This is a genomic window from Streptomyces sp. AV19 (assembly GCF_015999245.1).
Taxonomy (GTDB): domain Bacteria; phylum Actinomycetota; class Actinomycetes; order Streptomycetales; family Streptomycetaceae; genus Streptomyces.
The window spans coordinates 67,646-80,445 of record NZ_JAEAMR010000007.1 but is presented as its reverse complement, the minus strand read 5'-3'; the positions used below and the strand labels follow the sequence as shown (position 1 = coordinate 80,445).

General features: G+C 74.6%; 10 protein-coding genes and 2 tRNA genes. 6 read left to right on the top strand and 6 right to left on the bottom strand.

Annotated elements, in window-relative coordinates; genetic code table 11:
- Nucleotides 1-168 precede the first annotated feature (168 nt).
- The 6 genes from purD to I5Q34_RS09885 all read left to right on the top strand — a co-directional run bounded on the left by purD (nucleotide 169) and on the right by I5Q34_RS09885 (nucleotide 8,536).
- Nucleotides 169-1,443: a phosphoribosylamine--glycine ligase gene (purD, locus tag I5Q34_RS09910; RefSeq protein ID WP_199892877.1), complete on the top strand. Its 1,275-nt coding sequence runs from the start codon at nucleotides 169-171 to the stop codon at nucleotides 1,441-1,443.
- Between the two features lie 629 nt (nucleotides 1,444-2,072).
- The gene (locus tag I5Q34_RS09905) at nucleotides 2,073-3,785 is read left to right on the top strand and encodes a hypothetical protein (RefSeq protein WP_199891837.1); all 1,713 of its coding nucleotides are present in this window, start codon (nucleotides 2,073-2,075) and stop codon (nucleotides 3,783-3,785) included.
- 29 nt (nucleotides 3,786-3,814) lie between these two features.
- A complete protein-coding gene (locus I5Q34_RS09900) occupies nucleotides 3,815-5,218 on the top strand; it encodes a N,N-dimethylformamidase beta subunit family domain-containing protein (RefSeq protein WP_199891836.1) in 1,404 nt (467 codons plus the stop codon).
- Between the two features lie 68 nt (nucleotides 5,219-5,286).
- Nucleotides 5,287-6,186 carry a phosphoribosylaminoimidazolesuccinocarboxamide synthase gene (locus tag I5Q34_RS09895; RefSeq protein WP_199891835.1) on the top strand — a complete coding sequence of 300 codons (900 nt, stop codon included), beginning with the start codon at nucleotides 5,287-5,289 and terminating at the stop codon, nucleotides 6,184-6,186.
- Nucleotides 6,187-6,392: 206 nt separating this feature from the next.
- A complete protein-coding gene (locus I5Q34_RS09890; RefSeq protein ID WP_234428701.1) occupies nucleotides 6,393-7,112 on the top strand; it encodes a response regulator transcription factor in 720 nt (239 codons plus the stop codon).
- Between the two features lie 44 nt (nucleotides 7,113-7,156).
- On the top strand, nucleotides 7,157-8,536 hold the full coding sequence (locus tag I5Q34_RS09885; RefSeq protein ID WP_277965481.1) for a HAMP domain-containing sensor histidine kinase: 1,380 nt from the start codon (nucleotides 7,157-7,159) through the stop codon (nucleotides 8,534-8,536).
- Nucleotides 8,537-8,607: 71 nt separating this feature from the next.
- On the opposite strand, the gene I5Q34_RS09880 is transcribed toward I5Q34_RS09885, so the two are convergent.
- The 6 genes from I5Q34_RS09880 to I5Q34_RS09855 form a co-directional block, all read right to left on the bottom strand.
- Nucleotides 8,608-8,680: transfer RNA gene (locus I5Q34_RS09880), tRNA-Gly, on the bottom strand.
- Nucleotides 8,681-8,715: 35 nt separating this feature from the next.
- Nucleotides 8,716-9,309: a response regulator transcription factor gene (locus I5Q34_RS09875; RefSeq protein WP_199892874.1), complete on the bottom strand. Its 594-nt coding sequence runs from the start codon at nucleotides 9,307-9,309 to the stop codon at nucleotides 8,716-8,718.
- Nucleotides 9,310-9,317: 8 nt separating this feature from the next.
- Nucleotides 9,318-10,628, bottom strand: a complete 1,311-nt coding sequence (locus I5Q34_RS09870; protein WP_199891834.1) for a sensor histidine kinase — start codon at nucleotides 10,626-10,628, stop codon at nucleotides 9,318-9,320.
- 13 nt (nucleotides 10,629-10,641) lie between these two features.
- Complete coding sequence (locus tag I5Q34_RS09865; protein ID WP_199891833.1) at nucleotides 10,642-11,412, bottom strand: ABC transporter permease; 771 nt, start codon at nucleotides 11,410-11,412, stop codon at nucleotides 10,642-10,644.
- Nucleotides 11,409-12,383 carry an ABC transporter ATP-binding protein gene (locus I5Q34_RS09860; RefSeq protein ID WP_199891832.1) on the bottom strand — a complete coding sequence of 325 codons (975 nt, stop codon included), beginning with the start codon at nucleotides 12,381-12,383 and terminating at the stop codon, nucleotides 11,409-11,411. Before I5Q34_RS09860 ends, I5Q34_RS09865 begins: the two co-directional genes overlap by 4 nt.
- 203 nt (nucleotides 12,384-12,586) lie before the next feature.
- Nucleotides 12,587-12,659: transfer RNA gene (locus I5Q34_RS09855), tRNA-Gly, on the bottom strand.
- Between the last annotated feature and the right edge of the window lie 141 nt (nucleotides 12,660-12,800).

Genomic DNA, 12,800 nt, shown 5'->3' with positions numbered 1-12,800 from the left:
TGGGAATCGGGTATAGGGGCGCTTTTCGCCCTCACCCGAAAGAGTGGGTGGCCTGTGTGGACGTGACGGTGCGCGTGCGGCGAAACGTTCTGACGAGGTCTGACGGGCATCGTGGGAGAGCCGGGACAGGCGGCACTGATCGTTCCGGAAGGCAATAGGGTGACCCCCGTGAAGGTCCTCGTCATCGGCGGCGGCGCCCGCGAACACGCCCTGTGCCGCTCACTGTCCCTCGACCCCGACGTCACCGCGCTGCACTGCGCCCCAGGCAACGCCGGCATCGCCGAGGTCGCCGAGGCGCACCCCGTCGACGCCCTCGACGGCGCCGCCGTCGCGGATCTGGCCGCTGCCCTGGGCGCGGACCTCGTCGTCGTCGGCCCGGAGGCCCCGCTGGTCGCCGGCGTCGCCGACGCGGTGCGCTCGCGCGGCATCCCCGCCTTCGGCCCGTCCGCGGAGGCGGCCCGGCTGGAGGGGTCCAAGGCGTTCGCCAAGTCCGTGATGGCGTCCGCGAACGTCCCCACCGCCCGCAGCTACGTCTGCGCCACCCCGGAGGAGGTCGACGCGGCGCTCGACGCGTTCGGCGCGCCCTACGTCGTCAAGGACGACGGGCTCGCGGCCGGCAAGGGCGTCGTCGTCACCGACGACCTCGCCGCGGCGCGCTCGCACGCCCTCGACTGCATGGGGGTACCTCCCATGCCGTCCAGGCAATGGGGGAAGGTCGTCATCGAGGAGTTCCTCGACGGCCCCGAGGTCTCGCTCTTCGCCGTCACCGACGGCGAGACGGTCGTCCCCCTCCAGCCCGCCCAGGACTTCAAGCGCGCCCTCGACGGTGACGAGGGTCCCAACACCGGCGGCATGGGCGCCTACTCGCCGCTGCCGTGGGCCGACCCCAAGCTGGTGGACGAGGTCCTGCGGACCGTCCTGCAGCCCACGGTCGACGAACTGCGGCGCCGTGGCACGCCGTTCTCCGGACTGCTCTACGCCGGACTGGCGATCACCTCGCGCGGTGTCCGCGTGATCGAGTTCAACGCCCGCTTCGGCGACCCCGAGACGCAGGTCGTCCTGGCCCGGCTGAAGACCCCCCTGGCCGGCCTGCTGCACGCGGCGGCCACCGGCACGCTGGCGTCCTTCCCGCCCCTGCGCTGGTCCGACGGCGCGGCCGTGACGGTCGTCGTCGCCTCGCACAACTACCCCGGCACGCCGCGCATGGGCGACGCGATCGAGGGCCTGGCGGAGGCGGACGCGGTGGAGGGCGCGTACGTCCTGCACGCGGGGACGGCCAGGGCGGAGTCGGGCGCCGTCGTCAGCGCGGGCGGCCGCGTCCTGTCGGTGACGGCGACGGGCACGGACATCGCGGAGGCGCGGGGCCGGGCGTACGAGTCGGTGTCCCACATCCACCTGGACGGGGCGCACCACCGGACGGACATCGCGGCGCGGCTGTCCTGAGGGGGCGGTTTCTTTCCCCACCCCGCCCATTCACCGTTTCTTCCGGATTTCTTCCGGCCCCCGGGCCCCGTTATCGCGGCTCCGCCGCTCGTCCTCAAACGCCGGACGGGCTGGCGCGCTTCAGCCCGTCCGGCGTTTGAGGACGAGCGGCGGAGCCGCGATAACGGGGCCCGGGGCGGAGCCCCGAATCCAGCCTGTCTGGGGGTTGCCCCCTCCGGGGAGTTTGAGGACAAAGCGGCGCAGCCGCTTTGCGGTGTCCGGGGCGGAGCCCCCGGAACAGGGGTGCAGGGGGCGCAGCCCCGCTCGCCGCGCGGAGCGCGGTGGCACCCCCGGGCGGAGCCCGGAAGAAACGGTGAAAGGGCGGGGTGGGGAAAGAAAACCCCTCCCCCACCCTCGCGCGGCCGCTCGACGGAAAGCCATTCCATCGAGTGAGCGCTAGGCCAATCGGCTGACGGACGCCCCAGCCCCAACTAGGGTGCCGCGCAGGCCGACCGCCGCGTCCGGCAACTGGCCCACCGGCATTGCGATGTCAGAGGCCGGTGCCACAGTGGGGTGGTAGGCGACGACGACGGCCCCCTCCCGGCCGCCGCGGCTCCTCGGAACAACGGACCCACAGCGCACGACAGGCAATGGGGGTGATCGGTCTCGTGACAAGTACGGCAGGCACGGCAGGTGCGGCAGGTACGGAAGCCGGCGCGCACGCCGCGCGCACCCGGGCCCTGGCCGTGCTGCGCGTCCGCAGCACCGCGCTGGCCGTCGCCCTGCTGCCGGCGGCCGTCGCCGTGGTGCTGCTCGCGGGTTCGCTCACCGGCCGGATCCCCGACGGGAGCGCCGTCGCCGCCGCCCGCCCGGCCGTGACCGCCGCCGCGCTCGTCGTCCTCGCGCTCGCCGCCGCCGTGGCCGCGGTGGTCGTCCGGGCCCGGCCGGCGCTCAGCCCCACCGTCCCGGTCCCCGAGGAGACCGCCCCCGACCTCTACCGCCTGGTCCGCGACCTGGCGGACCGGCTCGACGTCCCGCCGCCCTCGGCCATAGCCCTCACCCCGGACTGCGACAGCTGGCTGGAGGACCGGGCGCACCGCGCGCACCGGCCCGTCCGCCCGGCCGGGCACGGCCGCCGCGCCGCCGCCCCGGTGCTGGTGATCGGCTCGCCGTTCCTGTGGTGGATGCGCGTCGCCGAGCTGCGCGCCCTGCTGGCCCCGGTCGTCGCCGGCACCGGCCCGTCCGCGCAGCCGGACATAGCCGCCGCCCGCCGCTTCGTCCGCGGCCTGGACGCGGCCGTGGCGGTCGCCGCCGGCCGCCCGCTGCTGGCCTTCGTCGGGTGGACGGCCCGACTGCTGCTGCGCTCCTGCCGGGACCACGCCGCCGAGATGGAGCGCGGCGTCGCCGCGGCCGCCTCCGAGCGCGCCCAGACCGTGGACTACGGCCTGCGGATCGTCGCCCAGGAGCAGGTCGGCCTCGCCTACGCGGGCTGGGACCGGCTGCTCAACCGGGTCGCCCTGCCCGCCTGGCGGATGGGCCGCTGGCCGTCCCGGCTCGACGCGGGCGTGGTCTCCGCGCTCACCGAGCTCTCCCGCCGCGACCGGCTCGCGGAGGGCTTCGCCTCCCGCCTGGGCGAACGGCCCGCCTGCGACCTGCTGGAAGAGCCCGGCGTCATAGACGAGGCCGCGTCCCTGCTGGCCGCCCGCCTCTTCCACGGCGGCCCGGACAGGCCCGGCCCCGGCTGGACCCCGGTCAGCTGGAGCCAGTACCCGGAGGAGGTCGTGGACCGCAAGTGGCGCCTGGAGGCGGCCCGGCTGCACCGCGTCTTGGAGGACGTCCTCGACGACCTCACCGCCTGCCCCGCCGACGCGGTGCCCGTCGCGGACGGCACCCCCGCCCCGCCCACGGTCGCCCGCGTCCTCGACCGCCTCACCGGCCCGGCCGGCCCGGGCGCCGGCGAGCGGCTGGGGGCCCGGCTCAGCGCCGAGCTGGCCCGCGAGGCGGGCCACCGCGCGGCCGACGCCCGCGCGTCCGGCGGCCGGGGCGCGCTCGTCGCGCGCGGCGCCGAGGGGCCGCGGTTCGACGGGCTCGTCCCGCTGTTCCCCCTCCAGCCGCCGCGCAGTGACCGCGAGTTGCTCACCGACCACGTCACGGCCATGATCTGCTGCGCCGCCGTGGACACCGCGGGCGCCGTCCCCGGCCTCGACTGGCTGGACGGCCCGGCCCTGCTGGTCGGTGGCGCGCGCCGCGCCGACCTGGCCCGCACGGTGCTCAGCCTCGTCGAGGACGGGGACGGCGAGCCGCTGCGCGCCTGGCTCGGCGAGGTCGGCGTGCGTCCGGAGAAGCCCGTCCGGCTCGGCTGAGCGCGGCGGCCGGGGGAGGGGAGCCAGGAGTGGACGGCTGGGAGTCCGGTGCGCTCGCGCACGCCGCGACCGACCCCTTCCGCACGGCCCCGCTGCCCTGGCTGCGTACCTCCGACGCCGCGACTTCCGACGCCGCGCCCTCCGATGCCGCGCCCTGGTACGCGGTCGACGACGTCCGCCGCCCCATCCGCGGCTTCACCTCGCAGCCCTCCGTCGTCCCCGGCGAGACGGTGGACTTCCGCGTCACCGTCGAGCCCCCGCGCCCCTTCACCGTGACCGTCCACCGCATCGGCCACTACGCGGGCCACGGCGCCGCCAAGGTGGCCGGGAGCCCGCGGCTGGCCGGTACCGTCCAGCCGCCGCCGCTCGTCGCGGACCGCGCCGTCTCCTGCCACCACTGGTGGCTCTCCTGGCGCCTGCCCGTCCCCGCCCACTGGCCGCCCGGCGCCTACGTCGCCGTCCTGGCCACCGACGACGGCGACCGCTCCCACGTCCCCTTCACCGTCCGCGACGCGGCCCCCGCCGACCTGCTGCTCGTCCTGCCCGACCTCGGCTGGCAGGCGCACAACCTCTACCCCGAGGACGGCCGTACGGGCGCCGGCCTGCACCGCGCCTGGGACGAGCACGGTCGGCTGCTCGGCGAGGAGGACGCGGCGGTCACCGTCTGCGCCGACCGCCCCTACGCGGGCACGGGCCTGCCGCCCGACATCGGGCACGCCTACGACGTCATCCGCTGGGCCGAGCGCCACGGCTACGACCTCGGCTACGCCCACGCCACCGACCTGCACGCGGGCCGCGTGGACCCGGCCCGCCACCGCGGCCTGGTCTTCCCCGGCCCCGCCCCGTACTGGACCGCGCCCCTGCGCCGCGCCGCCGAGGCCGCCCGCGACGCCGGCACGTCCCTGGTCTTCCTCGGCGCCGACACCCTCCACTGGCAGGTGACGACGGCCCCCTCGCCGGCCGGCCCGGACCGGCTGCTGACCTGCCGCAAGTACCGCGGCGCCGGCCGCTCCGCGCGCTGGCGCGACACCGCCCCCGAGCAACAGCTGCTGGGCATCCAGTACGCGGGTCCCGTCCCCGCGCCCGCCCCCCTCGTCGTCCGCAACGCCGGCCACTGGCTGTGGGAGGGCACCGGCGCCGCCGAGGGGGAGGAGCTCCCCGGCCTCGTCGCGGGCGCCGCCGACCGCTACCACCCGCGCACCGCCCTCCCCGCGCACACCGAGCGCATCCTCCTCGCCCACTCGCCGTACCGGGACGCCAAGGGCGTCCGCCGCCACCAGGAGACATCGCTGTACCGGGCCCCGAGCGGCGCCCTGGTCTTCGCCGCCGGCACCTCCGCCTGGGCCCCCGCCCTGGACCGGCCGGGCCACGCGGACGCCCGCGTCCAGCGGGCCACGGCCAACCTCCTCGACCACATCTGCAAACCCGCCTGACCCTCTGCGGGGCGTGCCGCGGGCATGCGGCAGAATCGAAGCGTTTGGACAAACCACCAGGAGGACGCGTGTCCGGATTCGTCGAGAAGCCCGAACCCGTGGAGGTGCCCGGCCTCGTGCATCTGCACACGGGCAAGGTCCGCGACCTCTACCGGGACGGGGACGGCCGCCTGGTGATGGTCGCCAGCGACCGCATGTCCGCCTACGACTGGGTCCTGCCCACGGAGATCCCGGACAAGGGCCGCATCCTCACCCAGCTGTCCCTGTGGTGGTTCGAGCGGCTCACCGACCTGGTGCCGAACCACGTCCTCTCCACCGAGCTGCCGGCCGGCGCCCCCGCCGACTGGGCGGGCCGCACGCTGGTCTGCCGCCCCCTGGACATGCTCCCCGTCGAGTGCGTGGCCCGCGGCTACCTGACCGGCTCCGGCCTGGCGGAGTACGAGCAGACCCGCACCGTCTGCGGCCTCGCCCTCCCCGAGGGCCTCACCGACGGCTCCGAGCTGCCCTCCCCGATCTTCACGCCCGCGACGAAGGCGGAGGTCGGCGAGCACGACGAGAACGTGGCGTACGAGGAGGTCGCCCGGCGCGTCGGCGCCGGGACGGCGGCGGAGCTGCGGCAGACGACGCTCGCGGTCTACGACCGGGCGCGGGAGATCGCGCGGGGCCGGGGCATCGTCCTCGCGGACACGAAGTTCGAGTTCGGCCTGGCCGACGGCGCGCTGGTCCTGGCGGACGAGGTCCTCACGCCCGACTCGTCCCGCTTCTGGCCGGCCGACCAGTGGGCCCCGGGCCGCCCGCAGCAGTCCTTCGACAAGCAGTTCGTGCGCGACTGGCTGTCGTCCCCGGCGTCCGGCTGGGACCGCCACGGTGACACCCCGCCCCCGGCGCTCCCGGAGGACGTGGTCGCCCAGACGCGGTCGCGCTACGTGGAGGCGTACGAACGCCTGACGCTGACGCGCTGGCAGTAGCCGGGAAGGGCGGGCGAACCAGCCCGTCTGGGGGTTGCCTCCTCCGGGGAGTTCGAGGACAGCGCCCGGAGGGCGCTTCGGGGGCGCTGGGGGCGGGGCCCCCGCGTCCGGGCGCGCGGCAGCGCGCAGTGGGTTGCGAAGGGGCGCAGCCCCTGCGAACGGTGAAAGGGCGGGGCCGGGGCAAGATCCACCTACAGTGGGGACCCATGCCGGCCCCCATCCCCATCCCCACCCCCGTCCTCGTCGTGGACGACGACCCCGACGTCCGCGCCGCCGTCGCCGACGCCCTCACCGTCGAGGGCTACGACGTCCGCACCGCGAACGACGGCCTCCAGGCCCTGGAAGCCCACGCGGCCGAGCCTCCCGCCGCGCTCGTCCTCGACCTCGCCATGCCCGTCCTCGACGGCCTCTCCGTCTGCCGCCGCCTGCGCGACCTCGGCGACCGCACCCCCGTGCTCGTCCTCACCGCCCGGGACGCCGTCTCCGACCGCGTCGCCGGCCTGGACGCCGGAGCCGACGACTACCTCGTCAAACCCTTCGCCCTCGACGAGCTCCTCGCCCGCCTCCGCGCCCTCCTCCGCCGCGCCGCCCCCGCCGAACAGCAGGCGGGCGACCGGCAGTTGACGTACGCCGACCTCACCGTGGACCCGGTCACCCGCACCGGCACCCGTGCCGGCGTCCACCTGGACTTCACCCGCACCGAGTTCACGCTCCTGGAACTGTTCCTGCGGAACCCCGGCCAGGTCCTGCCCCGCGAAACGATTCAGCAGCACGTCTGGGGAGCCGACTTCGGACCGGAGTCCAACTCCCTCTCCGTCTACATCGGTTACCTCCGCCGCAAGCTGGAACAGGACGGCGCCCCCCGACTCCTGCACACCGTGCACGGGATCGGCTACCGCCTGGCGGAGCAAGGAAAACTCACGTGAAATCCCACGTGAAGACCCACGTGAAGACCCACGTGAAGACCCACGTGAAATCCCGGGTGAAGACCCGCCTGCGCACCCGCCTCGCCCTCGTCACGTCCGCCGCCGTGGCCGTCGTCGCCCTCGGCGCGCTCGCCGCCGCGTACGTCGTCATCCGCTACGAGATCAGGAACCAGCTCGACCTCCAGCTCAAGCAGCAGTCCGGCGCGATCGCCCAACAGGGCCGCCAGAACGGCACCGGCGTGCTGTACGCGGAATGTGCCTGGCTCGCCGCCCCCGCCTGTGCCCAGGTCGTCCCGGCCGACCCGGCGGCTCCCGGACAGGGCGGGCTGGTCCTGCCCGTCACCGGCGCCACGCGCCGCGTCGCGGCCGGCACCCTCGGCCCGCACTACAGCGACATCGTCCGCGGCGGCCGCTCGCTGCGGATGTACACCACCCCGCTCGGCGGCGGCCGGGCCCTCCAGGTCGCCGTGCGCTCCGACACCGTGGAAAAGGGCGTCGAACAGGCCGGCCTGCTCCTCGGCGCGGTCGGTGGCGTCGGCGTGCTGCTGGCGGCCGGCCTCGGCTACTTCTCCTCCCGCACGGCGCTGCGCCCCGTGACCCGGCTCACCGCCACCGCCGAGCGCATCGCCGCCACCCGCGACCCGGCCCACCGCATCGAACTGCCGCCCCACGAGGCCGCGCGCGGGGACGAGATCACCCGTCTCACGGACAGCTTCAACACCATGCTGGGCGAGCTGGAGGACGCCGTCGCCGCCCAACGGCGCCTCGTCGCGGACGCCTCCCACGAACTGCGCACCCCGCTCACCGCGCTGCGCACCAACGCCGAGCTCCTGGCCCGGGCGGAACGCCTCACCCCCGCCCAGCGGGACCGCGCCGCGAGTGCGCTGGGCCGTCAGCTGCGCGAGGTCACGGGCCTGGTCAACGACCTGATCGAGCTGGCCCGCGACGAGGAGCCGCAGCAACTCGTCGAGCCCGTGCGGCTGGACCTGCTCACCGAACGCTGCGCGGCCGACGCGCGCGGTCACTGGTCGGACAACCCGTTCACCGTGGACGCGGACGAGGTCACGGTGGACGGCGTCCCGGCCCGGCTCGCCCGGCTGCTGGCCAACCTGCTCGACAACGCGGCCAAGTTCAGCCCGCCCGGCGGCGCCGTGGAAGTGCGACTCACCGGCACCACGGGTCACATCGACCTCACCGTCCGCGACCACGGCCCGGGGATCTCCGCGGAGGACCTGCCGTACGTCTTCGACCGCTTCTACCGCTCCCGGCAGGCCCGCGCCCTGCCCGGCTCGGGGCTCGGCCTCGCCATGGCCCGGCAGATCGCCCGCGCCCACGGCGCGGAGCTCACCGCGGAACGCCCGCTGGACGGCGGCGCGCTCTTCCGCCTCCGCTTCGACGGCCCACAGCACTTCGGCAGGGCATAGGGGCAGGGGCGGAAACAGGGCGCGGAAACGCCGAAGGCCCCGGTCTGACGACCGGGGCCTTCGCTCTACAGAGCGGACGACGAGGCTCGAACTCGCGACCTCAACCTTGGCAAGGTTGCGCTCTACCAACTGAGCTACGTCCGCATTTCGCTCCGCGCTCTCGTGCGGTGCGGGTTCCACTATAGCCAACCCTGAGCGCGTGCGATGCGCGCCGCCGCATGGCGGTTCTCCGCACCCAGCTTCGCGGCGGCGGACGAGAGGTAGTTGCGGACTGTCCCAGCCGTCAGCCCGGCCCGCTCCGCGATCTCCGCGACGGGCGCCCCGTCCTCCGCCAGTTCCAGCAGCTCGGCTTCGCGGGCGGTCAGCGGAGAGTCCCCCGCGCTGATCGCGTCGGCGGCCAACTCCGGGTCCACATAACGGCTTCCGTCGTGCACGGTCCGGATGATCTCGGCGAGCCGCTGGGCCGACACGGTCTTCGGGACGAACCCCCGCACCCCCGCCTCCAGGGCGCGCTTGAGGTGTCCGGGCCGGCCGTGCCCGGTCACGATCATGGTGCGGCAGCCGGGGAGTTCGGCACGCAGCGTTGTGGCCACTGTCACACCGTCTGCGCCCGGCATCTGGAGATCCAGCACCGCGACGTCGGGCCGGTGCGCCCGCGCCATGGCGATCGCCTCCGGCCCCGAGGCGGCCTCGGCGACGACCTTGAGGTCGTCCTCCAGCCCGAGGAGCGCGGCGAGCGCCCCACGGATGAGGTGCTCGTCGTCGGCGAGCATCAGCGTGATCACGAGGTACCTCCATGGGGTGCGGCGAGGGCGACGGCCGGGGGCTCGGCGGCACGCGGCTCCGTACCGCCCGTACATTCCGGCCCCGTGCATTCCGGCACGAGCGGCAGCTTCACCGTCACCCGGAACGTGCCCTTCGCCCGCCGCTCGGCGATCAGCGTCCCGCCGAGCGCGGTGGCCCGCTCGCGCAGCCCCGCGAGGCCGGAGCCGCCGCTGCCGGGTTTCGAAGCCGCGGCGCCCACCCCGTCGTTCTCCATGATCAGCTCCACCCGGCCGTCCGCCGCGCGCAGCCGGACCGCGCACCGCCCGGCCTCCGCGTGCCGCAGCACGTTCGTCGTCCCCTCCCGGACCGCCCACGCCAGCACCGACTGCACCGCGGGCGGCAGCTCCTCGCGCACGGTGTCGTCGACGCGGCAGACGATGCCCGCGGCGCCCAGCACGGCGCGTGCCCCCGCGAGTTCCGTCGGGAGGTCGGCCTCGCGGTAGCCGCGCACCACCTCGCGCATGTCCCGCTGCGAATCCCGTGCGATGCGCTGCACCTCGGCCATCTGCTCCACCGCGTCGGGCGACCCCCGCCGGGCCAGCTGCCCGGCGAGCTCGCTCTTGAGGGCTATCACCGTGAGGTTGCGGCCGAGCACGTCGTGCACATCCCGGGCGAAGCGCAGCCGCTCCTCCGCGACGGCCAGCCGCGCCTGCATGGCCCGGGCCGACTCCGCCTCCCACATCACCGCGAGCACCCACCCGGTGGTGCGCACGGTGGACAGGCTCCACACCGCGAGGAACCAGACCATGAGGACGACGACCACCGCACCGGCCGGCCGGCCCCCGAACGGCAGGACGGCCACGCCCGCCACGGGGCCGCCCACCAGGCACCACAGCAGATAGGTCCGCACCCGCGCGGCCAGCAGACTCAGCGCCCCGAAGAACGTCAGCCCACCGGACAGGAGCGTCGTGCCCCGCCCGGTGAGGTGCATCGGCCCGGTGGTGCGCACCAGGAGGACCACCACCACGATGGCGGCCAGCTGCAGCAGCCCTGAGCAGATGACCCGCCCCCAGGGCGCCGGCCGTTCGAGCCGGTAGTGCTCCAGGGACCGCCGGAGCAGGCCCACCCCCAGTACGCACTGCGTGAGGGTGAGCCCTACCAGGAGCCAGGACAGCCCCCGGCCGCCACCGGGCTCGCTCAGCAGGGCCGGAGCGGAGGTGAGCGGAAAGATGAACGGCAGCAAATACAGCGTCCACCGCATATAGCTGTCCACCTGGGCGATCCTGCTCCGCCCCCGCCAGCCCGTCAGCCGTGTCGGTACCCCCATGTCCTCCCCCGTCTCAGCGTCGCGGCTCCCAGCGGAACCACCGTTGCACAGCAAACATGGCCACCCCTACCCAGGCCAAGGCCGTCGCCATGTGCCCCAACACCTCGTAGGAGCCCATCCCGCCGAACCAGCCGCCGCGCAGCAGAGCCACGGCCGGGCTGAGCGGCAGCAGTTCGCACACCGAGGCCACCGTGCCGGGCAGGAGCTCCGGCGGAACGACCATCCCCGAGCCCATCAGCGAGACGAGGAACAGCGGCAACGTCACCAACTGGGCGCTCTCCACGGTCCGCGCCCACGCGGACGTCGCGGCGGCCAGCGTGGCGCAGAGCACGATGCCGAGGACGAGCCCGGCCACCAGCAGGTCGGGCCGGGCCACGGACCGTATGCCCAGCCAGGCCACGCCCCCGACGACCAGCAGCGCGCACTGCGCCACGGCTATCAGCCCGGCGGGCAGCGCCGTCCCCGCGAGTATCTCCGGATCCCGCGCCTCCCCGCTGCGCAGCCGCTTGAGGACCAGCTCCTCGCGCCGCGCGACGTAGGCACTGACGAGGTTCTGGTGGACGACGAAGAGCAGGACGAAGCCGAAACCCGCCGTCATGGCCGTCTCGTTGACCGTCGTACCCGCCTCGGCGAGGTCGAGGCCGTCGATGCCGCCGAGGCTGCGGCGCATGGCCCAGGCCATCAACGCGGGCATCAGCAGCGCCATGTACAGCGCCATGCGGTTGCGCCCGAGCAAGGTCAGCTCGGCGCGGCCGAGGGCCAGCATCCGCCGGAAGCCGGTCATGCGCCCGCCTCCCCGCTCGCCGTCCCGCCTGCCATCCCGCTCGCTATCGCCAGGAACGCCTCTTCCAGCGAGGCGGTCCGCGCGTCCAGCCCCTCCAACTCCACGCCCGCGTCCCGGGCCCACAGCAGCACCCCCGTCAGCGTGCGCTGCAGCTCCCGCGTCCTGAGCTCCACCTGCCCGTCAGGGCTCGGGAGTTCGGAGTGACGCAGGACGCCCAGCTCGGCCAGCGGCGGCAGATCCCCGACGAACCAGCCCGGCGGCATGGCGAAGCGGATCCGGGACGGCTGCGCCGCGACGACCTCTTCGGGCGTGCCCTCGGCGGCGATCCGGCCCTCGCTCATGACCACCAGCCGGTCGGCGAGCACCTCGGCCTCCTCCAGATAGTGCGTGGTGAGCACCACGGTCGTGCCCCCGTCGCGCAGCTCCCGCACCAACTCCCACGTCAGACGGCGGGCTTGCGGGTCGAGGCCGGTGGTCGGCTCGTCCAGGAACAGCACCTCGGGCCGGCCCAGCAGGGCCAGCGCCAGGTCGAGCCGGCGCCGCTCGCCGCCGGAGAGCTGCTTGACGCGGACGTCCCGCCGCCCGTCCAGCCCCACCAGCTCCAGCGCCTCCCCGACGGGACGCGCCCCGGTGGTGCATCCGGCCCACATCGTTGCCGTCTCGCCCGCCGTCAGCTCGGACGGGAAGCCGCCCTCCTGGAGCATCACCCCGATCCGGGGCCGCACGACGGCCCGTTCGCCGTACGGGTCGTGGCCGAAGACCCTGACCCGGCCGCCCGTCGGAGGGGCCAGGCCCTCCAACAGCTCGACGGTGGAGGTCTTGCCCGCACCGTTCGTCCCCAGCAGGGCGAACAACTCCCCCCGCCGTACGTCGAAGCTGACGTCCCGCACCGCGTCGAAGCCGCCCGCGCCGGCCGGGCCGTACCTCCGCCGCAGCTGTGAGACCTCGATCACACGCTCCCCGATGTCCATGACTCCAGCGTCCCGGCGACCGGACGCGGAGTGCAGTGCGGCCCGTCATGACTTCCGCTGACAAACGTCATGCGTGACCCGACCCCACCAGCCCACCAGCCCGCGACTCCGCGACTCCGCGACCCCACGACCCCACGACCCCACGACCCCACGGGGAAAACGTCGAAGGCCCCGGTCTGATGACCGGGGCCTTCGATTCCCTGAGCGGACGACGAGGCTCGAACTCGCGACCTCAACCTTGGCAAGGTTGCGCTCTACCAACTGAGCTACGTCCGCATATGCTCCGCGCTTCCGTGCGGTGCGTGCACCACTCTACCTGATCCACTGACGTGGTCGGTAAGCGATGAGAGCGGGTGACAGGGATCGCACACTGCGCCTCCCCCTTGGAAAGGGGGCGCTCTACTACTGAGCTACACC